Origin of the sequence: Polaribacter marinaquae (genome assembly GCF_038019025.1) — a bacterium.
In the GTDB taxonomy this organism is placed as follows: domain Bacteria; phylum Bacteroidota; class Bacteroidia; order Flavobacteriales; family Flavobacteriaceae; genus Polaribacter; species Polaribacter marinaquae.
The window spans coordinates 545,298-562,380 of the sequence record NZ_CP150496.1; the positions used below are offsets into that span (position 1 = coordinate 545,298).

The 17,083-nt window shown below is 28.4% G+C and carries 16 protein-coding genes; 8 read left to right on the forward strand and 8 right to left on the reverse strand.

All coding sequences use genetic code 11. The features are described from left to right. Window positions 1-63 precede the first annotated feature (63 nt). Window positions 64-1,590 carry a carbon-nitrogen hydrolase family protein gene (locus tag WG950_RS02565; RefSeq protein WP_340934018.1) on the forward strand — a complete coding sequence of 509 codons (1,527 nt, stop codon included), beginning with the start codon at window positions 64-66 and terminating at the stop codon, window positions 1,588-1,590. A 48-nt stretch (window positions 1,591-1,638) separates the two neighbouring features. Here the strand turns inward: WG950_RS02565 and WG950_RS02570 are convergent, their stop codons facing one another. The 6 genes from WG950_RS02570 to ytxJ form a co-directional block, all read right to left on the reverse strand. Then, entirely contained in the window at window positions 1,639-1,905 is a 267-nt protein-coding gene (locus WG950_RS02570; protein ID WP_077809204.1) for a hypothetical protein, read from the reverse strand. A 41-nt stretch (window positions 1,906-1,946) separates the two neighbouring features. Further along, on the reverse strand, window positions 1,947-2,924 hold the full coding sequence (locus tag WG950_RS02575) for a deoxyhypusine synthase family protein (RefSeq protein ID WP_077811337.1): 978 nt from the start codon (window positions 2,922-2,924) through the stop codon (window positions 1,947-1,949). Beyond that, window positions 2,914-3,858, reverse strand: a complete 945-nt coding sequence (gene speB, locus WG950_RS02580) for an agmatinase (protein ID WP_079738769.1) — start codon at window positions 3,856-3,858, stop codon at window positions 2,914-2,916. Before speB ends, WG950_RS02575 begins: the two co-directional genes overlap by 11 nt. Before the next feature lie 71 nt (window positions 3,859-3,929). Continuing rightward, complete coding sequence (locus WG950_RS02585; RefSeq protein ID WP_340934019.1) at window positions 3,930-5,321, reverse strand: arginine decarboxylase; 1,392 nt, start codon at window positions 5,319-5,321, stop codon at window positions 3,930-3,932. Window positions 5,322-5,805: 484 nt separating this feature from the next. Then, on the reverse strand, window positions 5,806-7,356 hold the full coding sequence (locus WG950_RS02590) for a DEAD/DEAH box helicase (protein ID WP_079738767.1): 1,551 nt from the start codon (window positions 7,354-7,356) through the stop codon (window positions 5,806-5,808). Between the two features lie 60 nt (window positions 7,357-7,416). Continuing rightward, the gene (ytxJ, locus tag WG950_RS02595) at window positions 7,417-7,818 is read right to left on the reverse strand and encodes a bacillithiol system redox-active protein YtxJ (RefSeq protein ID WP_340934020.1); all 402 of its coding nucleotides are present in this window, start codon (window positions 7,816-7,818) and stop codon (window positions 7,417-7,419) included. Between the two features lie 162 nt (window positions 7,819-7,980). On the opposite strand from ytxJ, the gene clpB reads away from it, so the two are divergent. Together clpB and WG950_RS02605 are read left to right on the forward strand one after the other, a co-directional pair. Further along, on the forward strand, window positions 7,981-10,590 hold the full coding sequence (gene clpB, locus WG950_RS02600) for an ATP-dependent chaperone ClpB (RefSeq protein WP_340934021.1): 2,610 nt from the start codon (window positions 7,981-7,983) through the stop codon (window positions 10,588-10,590). 93 nt (window positions 10,591-10,683) lie between these two features. Then, window positions 10,684-11,181, forward strand: coding sequence for a SixA phosphatase family protein (locus WG950_RS02605; RefSeq protein ID WP_340934022.1), 498 nt, complete (start codon window positions 10,684-10,686; stop codon window positions 11,179-11,181). Between the two features lie 75 nt (window positions 11,182-11,256). On the opposite strand, the gene WG950_RS02610 is transcribed toward WG950_RS02605, so the two are convergent. Then, window positions 11,257-12,000, reverse strand: a complete 744-nt coding sequence (locus tag WG950_RS02610; RefSeq protein ID WP_340934023.1) for a DUF6503 family protein — start codon at window positions 11,998-12,000, stop codon at window positions 11,257-11,259. Between the two features lie 101 nt (window positions 12,001-12,101). Here WG950_RS02610 and smpB point away from each other — a divergent pair, with 101 nt between their 5' ends. Continuing rightward, entirely contained in the window at window positions 12,102-12,566 is a 465-nt protein-coding gene (gene smpB, locus WG950_RS02615) for an SsrA-binding protein SmpB (protein WP_077809196.1), read from the forward strand. A 1-nt stretch (window position 12,567) separates the two neighbouring features. Beyond that, a complete protein-coding gene (locus tag WG950_RS02620) occupies window positions 12,568-13,464 on the forward strand; it encodes a geranylgeranylglycerol-phosphate geranylgeranyltransferase (protein WP_340934024.1) in 897 nt (298 codons plus the stop codon). Here the strand turns inward: WG950_RS02620 and WG950_RS02625 are convergent. Further along, the gene (locus tag WG950_RS02625; protein ID WP_077809194.1) at window positions 13,454-14,377 is read right to left on the reverse strand and encodes an EamA family transporter; all 924 of its coding nucleotides are present in this window, start codon (window positions 14,375-14,377) and stop codon (window positions 13,454-13,456) included. The two genes, WG950_RS02620 and WG950_RS02625, sit on opposite strands and share 11 nt — an antisense overlap. Window positions 14,378-14,587: 210 nt before the next feature. On the opposite strand from WG950_RS02625, the gene WG950_RS02630 reads away from it, so the two are divergent. The 3 genes from WG950_RS02630 to WG950_RS02640 all read left to right on the forward strand — a co-directional run bounded on the left by WG950_RS02630 (window position 14,588) and on the right by WG950_RS02640 (window position 17,051). Further along, the gene (locus tag WG950_RS02630) at window positions 14,588-15,217 is read left to right on the forward strand and encodes a TMEM175 family protein (protein WP_340934025.1); all 630 of its coding nucleotides are present in this window, start codon (window positions 14,588-14,590) and stop codon (window positions 15,215-15,217) included. Further along, the gene (locus WG950_RS02635) at window positions 15,198-16,007 is read left to right on the forward strand and encodes a LytTR family DNA-binding domain-containing protein (protein WP_340934026.1); all 810 of its coding nucleotides are present in this window, start codon (window positions 15,198-15,200) and stop codon (window positions 16,005-16,007) included. The genes WG950_RS02630 and WG950_RS02635 overlap by 20 nt, the downstream gene beginning before the upstream one ends. Window positions 16,008-16,100: 93 nt before the next feature. Continuing rightward, window positions 16,101-17,051 (forward strand): DUF5694 domain-containing protein, encoded by a 951-nt coding sequence (locus WG950_RS02640; protein ID WP_340934028.1) that lies wholly within the window; start codon window positions 16,101-16,103, stop codon window positions 17,049-17,051. Window positions 17,052-17,083: the final 32 nt, after the last annotated feature.

The following is a 17,083-nucleotide window of genomic DNA, read 5'->3' on the forward strand; positions in this document are numbered from 1 at the left end:
TTCTTTTTTTATCTAATTTTGTTTTAAGAAAATGGTCTATTTTAAAAAACCATTGCATTAAAAATGATACAAAACATAGAGAATATTGAGCTTCATTATTTAACATTAAATGACTACAAACAGTTAAAAGAAGCAATGATTGAAGCATATGCAAGTATGCCAGATTCTTATTGGAAAGAAGACCAAATTAAGGCTTTAATTGATAAATTTCCAGAAGGACAAGTAGTGATAAAAATTAACGGAGAATTAGCGGGTTGCGCTCTTTCGATAATTTTAGATTACGATAGTTTTGATGACCAACATACGTATAAAGAAATAACAGGCGCATTTACATTTAATACGCATAATACAAGCGGTGATGTTTTATACGGCATTGATGTTTTTATTAAATCTGAATATAGAGGTTTACGTTTAGGTAGAAGGTTGTATGATTACAGAAAAGAATTAACAGAAAAACTAAACTTAAGAGGCATCGCTTTTGGCGGTAGAATTCCTAATTATCACAAGTTTTCTAATAAATTATCCCCAAAAGAATACATAGAAAAAGTAAAAAGAAAAGAAATTCATGATCCTGTTTTAAATTTTCAAATTTCTAATGATTTTCATCCTTCAAAAATTTTAAAGGGATATTTAGAAGGTGATGAAAATTCTGGTGAGTTTGCTGTATTACTAGAATGGGATAACATTTATTATCAAAAAAAATCTAAAAGAGCAACGAGTAATAAAAAAGTGGTTCGATTAGGATTAATACAATGGCAAATGCGCTTGTACAAAGATTTGGAAGAATTAATGCAACAAGCAGAATATTTTGTAGATGCCGTTTCTGCATACCGATCGGATTTTGCGCTTTTTCCAGAGTTTTTTAATGCACCTTTAATGGCTGCTAATAATCATTTACCAGAATCGCAAGCCATAAGAGAATTGGCTAAATATACGCCAGAAATTGTTCAAAAATTCTCTGAATTAGCTATAACATACAACATCAATATCATTACCGGTAGTATGCCAGAAATTAAAGATGGCTTATTGTATAATGTTGGTTATCTATGTAAAAGAGATGGTACAACAGACCGTTACGAAAAACTACATGTTACACCAGATGAAGCAAAGGTTTGGGGAATGCAAGGTGGTAATGAATTAAAAACTTTTGATACCGATTGTGGTAAAATAGGTATTTTAATTTGTTACGATTCTGAGTTTCCAGAATTAAGTAGATTGCTTGCAGATGAAGGTATGGATATTCTATTTATTCCTTTTTTAACCGACACACAAAATGGCTATTCTAGAGTTAGACATTGTGCGCAAGCAAGAGCTATAGAAAATGAATGTTATGTGGCCATTGCTGGTAGTGTTGGTAATTTACCAAAAGTAAATAATATGGATATACAATATGCCCAATCTATGGTTTTTACGCCTTGTGATTTTTCTTTTCCGGCTAACGGAATTAAAGCAGAAGCAACTACAAACACAGAAATGATTTTAATTGCTGATGTTGATTTAGATTTATTAAAAGATTTAAACAAATTTGGTTCTGTTAGAAACTTAAAAGACAGAAGAAAAGATATTTTTGAATTGAAAAAGAAGAAATAATTAGATAATAAATAAAAAGCTCCGAAAATTTCGGAGCTTTTTTACTTATTAAGAATCTAAATCGTTAAATTGAAATTCGTCATCAAAAGAATCTTCATCTTCTGCATAATCTTCCATTGTTTGCTCTAATTTAGTACTAATCTTCACCAAATAAATGGTTTCCTCTGTCCTAACTTCAACAGCTTTTATATACTCTCCTTTTGCATTTTTAAAAGATAAAATATCCGAATAATCATATCCATCAGGATATTTTTCTATCAACAAATCTAAAATATCTGTTGTTAGTTTTGCATAATCTACAATTACTCTTTTCATATATATAGTTTTTAAATTGGCCTAAAAGCAAAATTTAAGTGTTACATTTCTAGTAAATAAGCAAATATTAAAGGCGCCACAATAGTTGCATCACTTTCTATGATAAACTTAGGTGTATCTATATCTAATTTTCCCCAAGTGATTTTTTCATTAGGAACTGCTCCAGAATAGGATCCATAACTTGTTGTAGAATCAGAAATTTGACAAAAATAACTCCAAAATGGTGTATCAGTTCTTTCCATATCTTGATACAACATTGGTACAACACAAATAGGAAAATCACCAGCAATTCCACCACCTATTTGAAAAAAACCAATGCCGTTTTTAGAATTCTCTGTATACCAATCGGCTAAAAAGGTCATATACTCTATTCCAGATTTTACTGTAGAAGCTTGTAATTCTCCTTTTAAAACATAAGATGCAAAAATGTTACCCATTGTAGAATCTTCCCAACCAGGTACAACAATTGGCAAGTTTTTTTCTGCCGCCGCATACATCCAAGAATCTTTTAAATCTATTTCATAATGCTCTTCTAAAACACCAGAAAGTAACAACTTGTACATATACTCGTGCGGTAAATAACGTTCTCCGTTCGCCTCTGCATCTTTCCAAATTTTTACAATATGCTCTTGAATTCTTCTAAAAGCTTCTTCTTCTGGTATACAAGTATCTGTAACTCTATTTAAGCCTTTTTCTAATAAATCCCATTCGTCTTGCGGTGTTAAATCTCTATAATTCGGTACACGCTTATAGTGAGAATGTGCTACTAAATTCATAACATCTTCCTCTAAATTTGCGCCTGTACAAGAGATAATATGAACTTTATCTTGACGAATCATTTCTGCAAAAATTTTACCCAATTCTGCCGTACTCATTGCACCAGCTAAAGAAACCAACATTTTGTTTCCTTTATTAAGTTGCGTTTCATAACTTTTTGCAGCATCTACTAAAGCCGCTGCATTAAAGTGAAGAAAATACTTTTCTATAAATTCTGATATTGGTTTTTGATTAGTATTCATCTTCATCATTTTTAAATTTTGCCACTTTTTTAAACACATTTTCTTTTGTAAGATCTTCTCCTATATCATAAGAATCTTCATTTGATGAAAACTTATAACTTAACATTTTGTAAAATAATTTTGCTGCTAAAAAATCAGATGATTTTTCATTTTCATTTGGGCAAAGTTCAACCATATCAAAACCAACAACATTTTTTTGCTCGAATACTGTTTTTAAAAATTCTAACGTTTCATAATAAAACAATCCACCTGGTTCTGGTGTTCCTGTAGATGGCATAATCGACGGATCTAAAGCATCCAAATCAAACGTAATAAAAACATTTTTACCTAATTGGTCGATAACATCTTCCATCCAATCTTCATTTACAGCCATATCGTGTGCAAAGAATACCTTATCTAAATTCATATTTCTTTTTTCAGAAATATCCATACTTCTAATACCAACTTGCACCAAATTTGTATTTTGATTTGCCTCATAAACAGCACAAGCATGGTTACAAGAAGAACCTTCATATTCTTTTCTTAAATCTGCATGTGCATCAATATGTAGTACTGTTAAATCGCTAAAACACTCGTTAAATGCTCTAATTGTCCCTATAGAAATAGAATGTTCTCCACCAAAAACAGTTACAAATTTATTTCTATTGATATATTTTTTTGTTATTTGATGTACTTCTTCTACCATTGCTTCTGGAGATGAATTTTCAGTAATCGCGTCAGCTAAATAAACGCCTTCTTTGTAAACCTCTGTATCTGTTTCTATATCATACAGCTCCATGTTTTCTGATGCATTTAAAAATGCTTCCGGACCTTTGTCTGCACCTTTTTGCCATGTACTTGTGCCATCATAAGGAACAGGGATAATTACTATTTTTGAAGTTGACAGGTTTCCGAACTCCTGCGGAATTCCTGCATATGTTTTATTTGTGTTCATTTTATTTGAGATACTTGTAATTGTAAAATCAATTAATAATTAAATTTAAAATCTAATTGATTATTTTCTTTTTAATAACCTAATATTGATAATAATTCGTTGCTTTTTTGTTGTTCTTTAAAAACGTTAAAAGTTAATTCTCCGTTTTCATCTCTATCGATTAATAAGTGTTTTGGGTGCGGAATTAAACAATGTTGCAAACCACCAAAACCACCTATAGATTCTTGATACGCACCGGTATTAAAGAAACCGATGTATAACGGATTATTCTTCTCATAAACAGGTAAATAAATTCCGTTTATATGTTGTTCAGAATTGTAATAATCATCACTGTCGCAAGTTAAACCGCCCAACAAAACTCGTTCGTACTGCTTGTTCCACTTATTAATTGGCAGCATAATAAAGCGTTTATTAATTGCCCAAGAATCTGGTAACGTTGTAATAAAAGACGAGTTTATCATGTTCCATCTTTCTCTATCGTTTTGTTTTTTCTGATATAAAATTTCATAAATAGCAGCACCGGATTCGCCAACAGTAAAGCTTCCAAATTCTGTAAAAATGTTTGGTACATCTACATCTGCTTCTTCGCAAGCCAATTTAATTTGATTGATAATTTCATCAATCATATATTGATAATCATATTCAAAACCCAAAGAGTTTTTTATGGGAAAACCACCACCAATATTTAAACTATCTAAAGACGGACAAACTTTTTTAAGGTTGATATAAACGTTTAAACACTTCATCAACTCGTTCCAATAATAAGCATTGTCTTTTATGCCTGTATTGATAAAAAAATGTAGCATTTTTAAATCTACTTGAGTATTATTAGCAATTTCTCTTTCATAAAAAGAAACAATATTTTTATAGCCAATACCTAATCTAGATGTGTAAAATTCGAATTTTGGTTCTTCTTCGGATGCAATTCTAATACCAACCTTAAAAGGTTTTTCTGTTTCTTTTTGCAACAACGGTAACTCCTCAAAATTATCAATAATAGGAATTACATTTTTATAATCAGAATTAATTAAATCACCAATATTTTTAATGTATTGATCCCTTTTAAATCCATTACATATTACAAATGTGTTGTCTTTAATTTTACCTTCTGCTTTTAATTTTTTTACAATATCGATATCAAAAGCAGATGAAGTTTCTATATGAATATCATTTTTTAAAGCTTCATTTAAAACATGCTTAAAATGAGAACTTTTAGTACAATAACTATAAAAATAGTCTGCTTTATAGTTATGCTTTTGCATACTATTTTCAAACCATTCTTTTGCTTTATTGATGTTTTCTGATATTTTTGGCAAGTAGGTAAACTTTAACGGTGCACCATATTTGGCTGTTAATTCCATTAAATTTATTCCGTGCCAGAATAATTTATTGTTTTCAGTTTTAAATTCTTCTTGAGGAAAATCGAACGTTTGTTCGATTAAATCTTTATATTTTGTGTTCACTTGTATTTTTAAATTAATTGTACGATAAACCTGTCTGAACTAAAACATTTTTAAGTTTTAGAATAGATATTATAACCTTTTAAAAAAGGGTTTATCACTGTAATATTTGCAAGTAAACTACATGCAACTTAGAAAAAAGCTGCAATTCTTGAAGAATTGAAAATGGAGATACCTTAATTTTTTCGTTGCATTTCCAAAATGCGATATAATTTTCATTCTCCGTTAGAAAATTATTTCCGAAATAAGAAAAACTAAACATTTTACTTAAATAAGTTAATCAAATGTATATTATTTTTCAATACAAAAAACAAAAGTGAAAAAAAATTTACTTTTATTTAATATGCAGTATTTCTTCTTTTAAACACTAAGGTTGTTCGACTTATTATTATCAAAAAAAATAATATTTAATGTAAAAAGTGTTTTTTAATTACTTTAAAAAAGTCTAAAACAAAAAAAAGCTCTGAATTAACAGAGCTTTTTATATTTATTCTTCAATTGGCGGATGCCCATGAATTTTTTCGAAATCTTCGTCGAAATTTGCACGTAAATATGCATTTAATTTCTTTCGATAATCATCTTTTAACCAAGTAACAAAATTGTGTGTACTTTTAGAAATACATTTAGCATATCTATTAATTCTATCATCAATTTCTTCACCTATCATTTTTGCTAAAATTAAAGCATCAAAAACATCTTCACTATTTTCGATACACATTTTTGCATGATGTACTATCGATTTTTCTAATACTCGCTTTGAAGATTCACCTGCTTTAATTGTATCTATATATACTTTTTTCATATCGAAATAAGTATCTGTAGATTTTGCAAATTCTTTTTTAATATCTGCAGGTAGTTCGTATTTAAAAGTACTTTCGATTTCTTCATCAGAAAGTATAGAATCTAAATAATAATCTGGCGCTCTAAACATTTTTTGCCAATCTAAATCTGCACCCCAAGGTCCAAATCTATGAAAGTTGTTACCTAAATCGATAACTTCAAAAGTTTTCTTGTCTCCTAAAATACGAGAACCACGACCAATCATTTGGTAATATAAAGTAAGCGATTTTGTTGCTCTATTTAAAATAATGGCTTCTATACTTGGCTCATCAAAACCTGTAGTTAAAATACTTACAGAAGTAATAATAGCGTTTGGTGTTTTATGAAACCACTTTAAAATAAGCTCTCTTTCTTTTTTAGTATTTGTATTATCTAAATGGGCAATTGGGTACCCCGCTTTTTTAAATGCATGAAATACTTGTATCGAAGTATTAATACCATTATTAAAAATAAGTGTTTTTTTACCTTTAGCTGTTTCTTCGTAAGCGCTTACTAATTTAGTAAGCATGTCTGTATTCATATACAAATCTTCAGAAGATTTTACTGTATAATCTCCGTTAGCACCAACTTCTAAAGAAGTTAAACCAACATTGTAAGAATACATATTTGCTTGTGCTAAATAACCACTTTCTATTAAATGATGAATTGGTTCTCCTACAAAAAGTTCTTGGTAGTTCTCGTACATTGGTAATTTAATGTTAGAACTTAAAGGAGTAGCTGTTACACCTAAAATAAAAGAATCATTAAAAAACTTAAATATTTTAGTAAAAGAGTTATAATGCGCCTCATCTACAATAACCAAACCGATATCAGAAATGTCTAACTTATCATCTGTAAGTCTATTCTTTAGCGTTTCTACCATGGCAACAAAACAATTAAAATCGTTTTGATCGTCTAATTTGGCTGTAGAATTAATAATTTTATTGTGCACACCAAACTCATTAAGCATCTTAGATGTTTGCTTGCTTAATTCTATTCTGTGTGTTAAAACTAATACTTTCTTCTGAAATTTTTCTATGTAACGTCGAACAATTTCAGAAAAAATAACAGTTTTACCACCTCCTGTAGGTAATTGATATAATAAATGATAATCTTTTGGTGCAGTTTCAAAACGATTAAAAATCTCTTGAAGTGCATCTTTTTGATATCCGTATAATTCTTTTCCTACCTTTACTTGTGAAGTGTTTGTTTCTGCCAAAAGTTTAAAAATTTTAAGCTACAAAAGTAAGACTTAAAATAGGTTTTTCCCAAATTTAAGCTATATAAATCTTGATAAGTTTGTTTGAGTGATATCATAATGCGATGCGTTATGCACAGAAACACCATTTTTTACCACAATTAGTTGTGGTGATTGGTGCATAATTTGAAACTTATACCCTACTTCATCAGAAATATTTCTATAACTTAATAAATCTAAATAATAGACTTTTAAATTTTGATGTTCTTCTAAAAAAAGGTTTTCAAACTGTTTTATAACCATACTACTAATTCCGCATCTAGTAGAATGTTTAAAAATTAAAACAGCCTCTGTTTCAGATTGTTTCTCTATAATCTCTAATTGATCTATACTATTTAAAGGAATCCAGTTTAAATATGACTTTTTTTCTGGTTTTGATTTTTTATCACTATTTCCTCCAAATACGTTGTTAAATATACCCATTTACTTGTTTTTTTACTTTGTCGATACAAATATAAGAAACTTTCATCAGTCAAAAAGTCAGTTAAAATAAGTGATTTACAGACATTTTGACCTATTTAAAGTTAAATAATCTAATGGTATTAAAATTGCTTTAATCTTATCAAAAAAACAAAAAAATAGAAAATGAATTTTAATAACTATACAACAAAATCGCAAGAGACCATTCAAATGGCGCAGCAAATTGCGCAAGGTTTTGGTCATAATCAAATAGAAAATGAACACATATTTAAAGCATTAACACAAGTAGACGAAAATGTTTTGCCTTTTCTATTAAAGAAATTAAATATAAATACAGCAATTTTAGAGCAAGTAATAGATAAACAATTAGAAAGCTTGCCTAAAGTTTCTGGTGCAGAATTAATGCTTTCTAGAGAAGCTGGTAAAAGTTTAAACGAAGCATCAATTATTGCTAAAAACATGAAAGATGATTATGTTTCTATTGAGCATTTAATTTTAGCAATCTTTAAATCGAAAAGTAATATTGCACAAGTTTTAAAAGACCAAGGTGTGAGTGAAAAAGATTTAAAAGCTGCTATTGACGAGTTAAGAAAAGGAGAAAGAGTTACTTCTCAATCACAAGAAGAAACGTATAATTCTTTAAATAAATTTGCTAAAAACTTAAATCAATTAGCGCAAGATGGCAAACTAGATCCGGTAATTGGTCGAGACGAAGAAATTAGACGTTTACTACAAATTTTATCTCGTAGAACTAAAAACAACCCAATTTTAGTTGGGGAACCAGGAACTGGTAAAACGGCTATTGCAGAAGGTTTAGCACATAGAATTGTAGATGGTGATGTACCAGAAAATCTAAAAGATAAATTAATTTTTTCTTTGGATATGGGCGCATTAATTGCTGGTGCAAAATATAAAGGTGAGTTTGAAGAACGCCTAAAAGCAGTTATCAAAGAAGTTACAACTTCTGATGGAGATATTGTACTTTTTATAGATGAAATTCATACGTTAGTTGGCGCAGGTGGCGGACAAGGTGCTATGGATGCTGCTAATATTTTAAAACCTGCTTTGGCTCGTGGAGAACTACGTGCAATTGGAGCTACTACTTTAGATGAATATCAAAAATACTTTGAAAAAGATAAAGCATTAGAAAGACGTTTTCAAAAAGTTCAAGTTGATGAACCAGACACAGAAAGTGCTATTTCTATTTTACGCGGAATTAAAGAAAAGTACGAAACTCACCATAAAGTTCGCATTAAAGATGAAGCCATTATTGGTGCTGTAGAATTATCTCAAAGATATATTACCAACAGGTTTTTACCAGATAAAGCCATCGATTTAATGGATGAAGCTGCATCTAAATTGCGTATGGAAATCAATTCTAAACCAGAAGAATTAGATGTTTTAGATAGAAAAGTAATGCAGTTAGAAATTGAAATTGAAGCCATTAAACGAGAAAAAGATGAAGTTAAATTAAAATCTTTACGTTCTGATTTGGCAAATCTAAAAGAAGAACGCAATGAAATTAATGCAAAATGGAAATCAGAAAAAGAGGTAGTAGATAATATTCAGAATGCAAAATTAGAAATAGAAAACTTTAAACTAGAGGCAGAAAAAGCAGAAAGAGAAGGTAATTATGGCTTAGTTGCAGAGTTGCGTTATGGTAAAATTAAACAAGCTCAAGAAAATTTAGAGCTTTTACAAAAAACATTGCAAGAAAATCAAACTGAAAGTTCTTTAATTAAAGAAGAAGTTACTTTAGATGATATTGCAGAAGTTGTTGCAAAATGGACAGGTGTTCCGGTTACAAAAATGATTCAATCCGAAAGAGAAAAATTATTAAAACTAGAGCAACAACTGCACAAAAGAGTTGTAGGTCAAGAAGAAGCAATTGTTGCTGTTTCTGATGCCGTTAGAAGATCTAGAGCAGGTTTGCAAAACCCAAACAAACCAATTGGTAGCTTTTTATTTTTAGGTACTACAGGTGTTGGTAAAACAGAATTAGCAAAAGCATTGGCAGAATATCTTTTTGATGATGAAAATGCCATGACTCGTATTGATATGAGTGAATATCAAGAAAAACATTCTGTTAGTAGATTGGTTGGTGCTCCTCCTGGTTATGTAGGTTATGATGAAGGTGGGCAACTTACAGAAGCGGTTAGAAGAAGACCTTATTCTGTGGTGCTTTTAGATGAAATAGAAAAGGCGCATCCAGATACTTTTAATATTTTATTACAAGTTTTAGACGAAGGTAGGTTAACAGACAATAAAGGACGTGTTGCAGATTTTAAAAACACCATAATTATTATGACATCTAATATGGGAAGTCATATAATTCAAGAGAAATTCAGCGACCCTAAAGCAGATTTAGAAGCTGTTACAGAATTGGCTAAAATTGAAGTTTTAGGCCTTTTAAAACAATCTGTTAGACCAGAATTTTTAAACAGAATTGATGATGTAATTATGTTTACACCACTTAAACAGTCTGACATTTTTGAGATTGTAAAACTTCAAATTGAAAGTTTAAAGAAAATGATTGGGAAACAAGAAATAACTTTAGACGCTACAGATGAAGCTATAAGTTATTTGGCTAAAAAAGGATATCAACCAGAATTTGGTGCAAGACCTGTAAAAAGAGTTATTCAAAAAGAAGTTTTAAACCAACTTTCTAAAGAAATTCTATCAGGAAAAATCACAACAGATAGTATTATTCTTTTAGATTCTTTTGATGACAAATTAGTGTTTAGAAATCAATCAGATCTGGTAGAAAAGTTATAGTTTAGTTAGGTTAATTAGTTAGTTAGTTGAAAGCGGTACTTTAATAAGTATCGCTTTTTTTTTATTTATATTCGTACATCAAAACAAATTATCATGAAAAAATATATTCTAGTATTTGGCTTAATTTTTAGTTTATTAGTTTCTTGTAACTCTCAAGAAACAACAACCTACTATTTAATTCGTCATGCAGAAAAAGACAGAACAGATAGCGGAAATAAAAATCCAGATTTAAATGAAAATGGATTAAAAAGAGCTAAAAAATGGGCAGAATATTTTAAAAACATCGATTTAGATGCCGTGTATTCTACAAATTACAATAGAACACAACAAACTGCAAAACCTACTGCTAGCAGTAAAAATTTAAATATTACAAGTTACAATCCTGGTAAAATGTACGACTCTGTATTTAAAGCAAATACCAAAGGTAAAAAAGTGTTAATTGTTGGTCATAGCAACACAACACCTGTATTTACAAATAAAATATTGGGTAAAAAGATGTATGAAAACATGAGCGATAATGACAATGCCAGTTTATTTATTGTTACTATTTCAGGTGATGATAAAACTAGTAAAATTGAAAAAATTGATTAGCATAATGTTTTCTAACACTAGAAAAGACTTGTAATTAGATATCTATCAAACTACAAGTCTTTTTCTTTTTTAAAACTACTTAAGTAATTTAACTTCAATATTTTCTAAAATAATTTCTGATACTTTTTTAAGCTCATTTTTTTCGAAAGCTTTATCAATATCAATAAGAGAAATTTCTTTATGCAACGGTTTGTAATTTTCGAAATCTACAAAACGAATTCCGTTTTTTATTGACTCTTTTTTTAAAGCTCTAAAACGTTTTCCACCACCGTTTGTGTGGTAAGAATACGCCAAGTAATCAATTAAAAAATCTTCTTTACCAATCCAATAAATAAATACATCTTCAAAGTCTTCTCCTCCTCCATCTTTAGAAAAAGTAACTTCAATTTTATGATAATCTTTACCTTTAATTTTTGATGATGCCAATAATTTCTTATGAACAGCTTTGTCATTTAAACCAAATGGTAAAACAGAAAAATAATGTACAGAATTTACCGCATTAGCAATAACATTTGCTATAGAATCGTTTGTTTTAACTAATTTACCATCAACAAAACGCTTAAATCCATTATTAGAAAGTACATCTTCTACAGTTTTATTATCAGAATTATTTGTAAATCGAAATAACTCAAAATTTCCATTTTTACGAACCGCAGCGTAATCTACATCTCTAAACTTAAACCCAATTTTAGAGTTTTTAACTTTATCTGCACCAGAAGAAACCATTGTTTTATCTATAATTTCTTGTGCATTCAACTCTTTCTTAGCAGGTTTACAAGAAATTGCAATCAGTAAAAAAAGTAATACTATTTTTTTCATTTTATAAGAATATTAGTTCTAGAATAGAATTCAAAATTACGTTTCTTTCCCGAATGTAAAAATGTATCTTTGTTAAAAATTTTTAAACATAAAATCAGTCTATGGCTGTACAGAAAAAAATAAACATACAGAATAAAAAAGCGAGATTCGAATTTGAAATTCTAGATAAATTTGTGGCCGGAATTCAATTAACCGGAACAGAAATTAAATCTATACGACTAAGTCAAGCAAGAATTACAGAGAGTTTTTGCGAGTTTAATGATCGCGGAGAATTGTTTATTGTAAATATGTACATACAAGAATACATGTTTGGGCATCATTTTAATCATAAGCCAAAAAGCGAACGTAGATTGTTATTAAACAAACGAGAATTACGAAGTTTAAAAAAAGATGTTGAAGCAAAAGGAAACACAATTGTGCCTCTAAGATTATTTATTAATGATAGAGGATTTGCAAAACTAGAAATTGCCTTAGCCAAAGGAAAACAAATTCACGACAAAAGAAATACGCTAAAAGACAGAGATAATAAAAGAGATTTAGCTAGAATTAAAAAGAACTTCAACTAAAATGCCTATTTTTTTAAAACTGATTCGTTATAAAAACCTCTTAATGGTTTTATTGACAATGGTTTTGACTAAATACGCATTATTAGAATCTAACTTTTCAAATACATTATTATCGCATTTTAATTTTATTATTTTAACGACCGCTGTACTTTTAATTACCGCAAGCGGATATATTATTAATGATATTTTTGATATTGAAACTGATAAAATAAACAAGCCATCAAAATTATTCTTAGATAAAAACTTTTCGATTAAAAAAGCTTGGTCTTTTTATATTTTACTTAACGTCTTTGGTTTAGCTCTTGGTATTTTTGTTTCCATCGCAACAAATACACCTTTAAACTCATTATATTTTATTGTAACTGCGATCATCCTGTTTTACTATTCTAAAAGTTTAAAAAAAATCGCTTTAATTGGTAATCTTATTGTAAGTTTCTTATGTGCTTTAGTGATTTTTTTAGTTTCTGAATTCGAATTTATTGGCACAAATTTAGAATCTAGTTCAAAAATTTCTTCTGATTTAATAATTGCTATTTATTTATTGTTTTCTTTTACAATAACATTAATTAGAGAGATTATAAAAGATATTGAAGATGTAAACGGAGATTTAAAAATAAAAGCTAAAACATTGCCTATTCTTATAGGAAGAAAAAGATCTGCAAGAATTGCTTTTTTTATCAGTTCTATGATGTTAGTTTTTATACTGATTATCTTACAATCAATAAAAAACGAATCATTATTCTTTTGGTATATTTTATTCTTAATTTGCATACCACTACTCTATTTATTATCTAAAATATGGTTTGCAAGAACTAAAAAAAACTACAATGTTATTAGTAAATTACTAAAAATTATTATGTTTTTAGGAATTTTATCGATGCTTTTATTTAGGTTTTAGAAGTACCTGTAACATTTTTCACTTTTCTTTTTCTTGAAGTGATAAAGTAAACTCCAGATAACAAAACTACAGATGCAATTATAGATTGAGTAGTTAATTCTTCATCTAAAAAATACCAACCTAAAACTAAAGCCACAATAGGATTCACGTATGCAGAAGTTGCTACTTTTTCTGTAGAAACTACTTTTAGTAAATAATTAAAAGCTGTAAAAGCAATAATACTTCCAAAAATTATCAGCATAATTACCGAAAACTGAACTTCTATTGCCCAATTTAAAGGAGAAGACATTGTTTCATTAAAAGAAAAACTCATCAATAATAATAACAATCCTGCAAATAGCATTTGGTATCCTGTTGTTACAAAAAAGTTTTTGGGTAAATCTGCTTTAGAAACAAAAACACCACCATAAGCCCAACTTAACACACATGTAAGAATCATAAAGATTCCTAATAAACTACCTTCTGAAGTTGTAATTGATTTTTGACTAACCAAAAGATACATTCCTACAATACCTAAACCAACACCAATAATCGATTGTCTTTGCATTGGTTTTCTATCGATCAATCTTAATAAAATTAGCACAAACAATGGTTGCGTAGCAGCCAATAATGCAGCAAAACCACTGTCTACATATTTTAAAGCCCAAACAAAAACTCCGTTACCATAAACCAAAAAAAAGAATCCAGAAACAGCACAGTTAATTAATTGCTTTTTAGAGATTTTTAAGTTTAACTTCATAATTTTAGAAATTATAAGTATTAAAACCGCAGAAATTAAAAACCTTACAGATGCCATAAAAAAAGCTGGTAAAGCAGTTACAGCAATTTTATTAAACAAATATGTAGACCCCCAAACAACGTAAATTGTAAAAAAAGCGAGAACTATTAATATTTTAGAATTTTTTAAAAACATCTATTTAAATTTAAAAAGCGAAAATACTACTATTAAAAATAAACAATGCATAAATTTTCGTCAGTTCTTATACTGACAAAGAAAATATAACTAAACATTAAAATTATTTTAAAGAAAACATAAGTTTTATCTTCTTATAAATATATTTTAAACCTATTTTTAAGAAATTTTAGAAATAGTATATTTAATTTTATATATTTAATTGAATAAATGAAAGGAGAAATTTTTGATAAACAACGTGTAATAAGTTTTAGTGATGCTGTCTTTTCTATTGCAATTACTCTTTTAGTTTTAGACATTGTAGCACCAACTTATAAAGAGTTAAAAGCAGCAGATACTTTACAAATTCTACAAAATAGAATTCCAAGTATTATTGGTCTAATAGTTAGTTTTATTGTGATAGCTCTATATTGGGTAGCACATATGAGAATTATGAAATATGTTTCTACAATAAATAAAAAGATATTACGATACAATATTTTCCTTTTATTTTTTATAGTTCTTCTCCCTTTTTCAACTGCTTTTTATGTTAGAGGCTTTATGTTAAAAGGCCCATTTGCTTTTTACTGCTTTAACTTATCTGCAATTGGTTTTTTTAATTATTTGCTTAACATTTACATTCCTAAAAAAGAAAAAGGTTTAACTGGCATAACCTCCGTTTTAGCCAAATATTTTAAATACCGAGCTTTAATTGCATTTATTATTTGGGTTTTGGCGGGTATTTTTGCTTTTTTGCTTCCAATGTTTGCCAGATTGTTATTCTTATTTATTTTTATATTAGAAGCTATCTTAGTTAAGATCTACAAAAAAAAACTAATTAGTGAAAAAACTATTGTATAGAAAATATCCTTTTGATCCATCAATAAAAAACCATTGTATTGTTGCTTTTGGTTTGGCTATTTGGGTGTTTATATTCTTGTTTTACACAGAACCTTTTGACGTTAATCAATTTAAAGATGATGAAATGCCACTTTACATGTCTTTATATGGATTGTTGGTAGGAACTTGTTATTTGGTATTTATACCAATACAAGAGATTTTATTTAAAAAGTATAAAGAAAATTGGTATGTTATATCAGAAATATTATTTCTATTAACTTATGTTATAATAAGTATTATAGCTGCAAGGTTATTTTATTTATATGCAGTTGTACCCGGAGAACCATACCCATATACCTTGGGTTATCATTTAAAAGCAATTTTAATACCTGCTTTTTTAACAATTTTACCAATTGTTATTTTTGGAAGATTTGCTTTTGGAAAATATAAAAATAAAAAAACTGAAGCAAAAAAAATTGAAATAAAAGGCGAAGGTAATTACGAAGGTTTGCGTTTACTTTTTAATGATGTAATTTGCATACAATCATCAGACAATTATATAGAAGTTTTTTACTTAAACGGTTCTATTTTAAAGAAGACTTTAATTAGAAATAAACTTTCAGTGATTGCAAATGAGTTTCCAGAATTATTAAGAACTCATCGTTCTTATTTGATAAATCCTTATCACTTTTTACAATGGAAAACAGAAAAAAGCAAACTATTTATTCTCTTATTTCACCACATAGAAGTACCCGTTTCTAAAACGTATCAAAATAATGTAAAAAGCATTTTAAATTCTACCACAGAATAGCTGTATTTCGCCCCAAACACTTATAAATATTGAGTTTTTTGTTGATTAGTTTATAGTTTTGTATCAGAAAGTTTAATCAATTAAAACCTCATTATGAAAACTCTAATTACATTAATTATCGTATTTATTTTATCAATTTCTAATTTATCAAGTCAAGAAAATCAACAAGAAATTTTAATTGTTGGCACAATGCACACAGTCCCTAAAATTGTAAAAAATAGCTACAAACCTATGTTACGATTTGCAAAAAAATACAAACCAGAAGCAATCTATGTAGAATCGCCAATGGCCAACGATTCTATTTCTTGGGAATATTTAAAAAAAGGTTGGTCTAAAGGATATCAAAAATTTTACAAATTATCAGATTCTTTACAAAAGACTTTTAATTATAACAACGTTAAATTTAACGCTACTATTGGAAAAAATTTTTCAAGTATGAGTGATGATGATTTAGATTACCTTATTAAATCATTTATTTACAAAAGAGATAATGGAAACTATGAATTATACACCTATTTAAAAAAATATGGTGTAAATGGATCTAAAAACCCAACAAGACATGAAGACGGAGATTTGACATATAAATTAGCATTAGCTATGAACCATAAAAGAGTGATTAATATGGATGATCAACAAACCAATAAAGAATATCATTTAGCTTGGAATAAGTGTAGTAAAGAAAGTGCTAAAAATGGCAATAACACAGCAAATTCTAAATTGTATAAAAAAAGTTATAATAGCGCTATTTTACCTGCTGTTTTTAGAAAATTGGGTAAACATACAAATAAAAGAAAATCATTGCAGCAATTGCATGATATGGCTTCATTTTCTTATGTGATTAAAGACACTGAAGGCTGTAAAGAAGGAAGGAAATATTTTGACGAAAGAAATATGAGAATGGCTAAAAACATTGCTAAACAAATTTTAGTTTCTAAAAAAACAAAAAATATTATTATTGTTGGTGCAGCACATGTAATTGGTTTAGAAAAAGAGTTTAAAAAAAACTATCCTCACCTTAAAGTAATTCTAATGAATGAGTATTAAACTTTCTATTTTTACTTTTAATTAGAAAACGC

Excerpts from the sequence above, each read along its gene's own strand:
- WG950_RS02565 (WP_340934018.1), top strand. The coding sequence starts at position 64 with ATGATACAAAACATAGAGAATATTGAGCTTCATTATTTAACATTAAAT.
- WG950_RS02570 (WP_077809204.1), bottom strand. The coding sequence starts at position 1,905 with ATGAAAAGAGTAATTGTAGATTATGCAAAACTAACAACAGATATTTTA.
- WG950_RS02575 (WP_077811337.1), bottom strand. The coding sequence starts at position 2,924 with ATGAATACTAATCAAAAACCAATATCAGAATTTATAGAAAAGTATTTT.
- speB (WP_079738769.1), bottom strand. The coding sequence starts at position 3,858 with ATGAACACAAATAAAACATATGCAGGAATTCCGCAGGAGTTCGGAAAC.
- ytxJ (WP_340934020.1), bottom strand. The coding sequence starts at position 7,818 with ATGGGTATATTTAACAACGTATTTGGAGGAAATAGTGATAAAAAATCA.
- clpB (WP_340934021.1), top strand. The coding sequence starts at position 7,981 with ATGAATTTTAATAACTATACAACAAAATCGCAAGAGACCATTCAAATG.
- WG950_RS02605 (WP_340934022.1), top strand. The coding sequence starts at position 10,684 with ATGAAAAAATATATTCTAGTATTTGGCTTAATTTTTAGTTTATTAGTT.
- WG950_RS02610 (WP_340934023.1), bottom strand. The coding sequence starts at position 12,000 with ATGAAAAAAATAGTATTACTTTTTTTACTGATTGCAATTTCTTGTAAA.
- smpB (WP_077809196.1), top strand. The coding sequence starts at position 12,102 with ATGGCTGTACAGAAAAAAATAAACATACAGAATAAAAAAGCGAGATTC.
- WG950_RS02620 (WP_340934024.1), top strand. The coding sequence starts at position 12,568 with ATGCCTATTTTTTTAAAACTGATTCGTTATAAAAACCTCTTAATGGTT.
- WG950_RS02625 (WP_077809194.1), bottom strand. The coding sequence starts at position 14,377 with ATGTTTTTAAAAAATTCTAAAATATTAATAGTTCTCGCTTTTTTTACA.
- WG950_RS02630 (WP_340934025.1), top strand. The coding sequence starts at position 14,588 with ATGAAAGGAGAAATTTTTGATAAACAACGTGTAATAAGTTTTAGTGAT.
- WG950_RS02640 (WP_340934028.1), top strand. The coding sequence starts at position 16,101 with ATGAAAACTCTAATTACATTAATTATCGTATTTATTTTATCAATTTCT.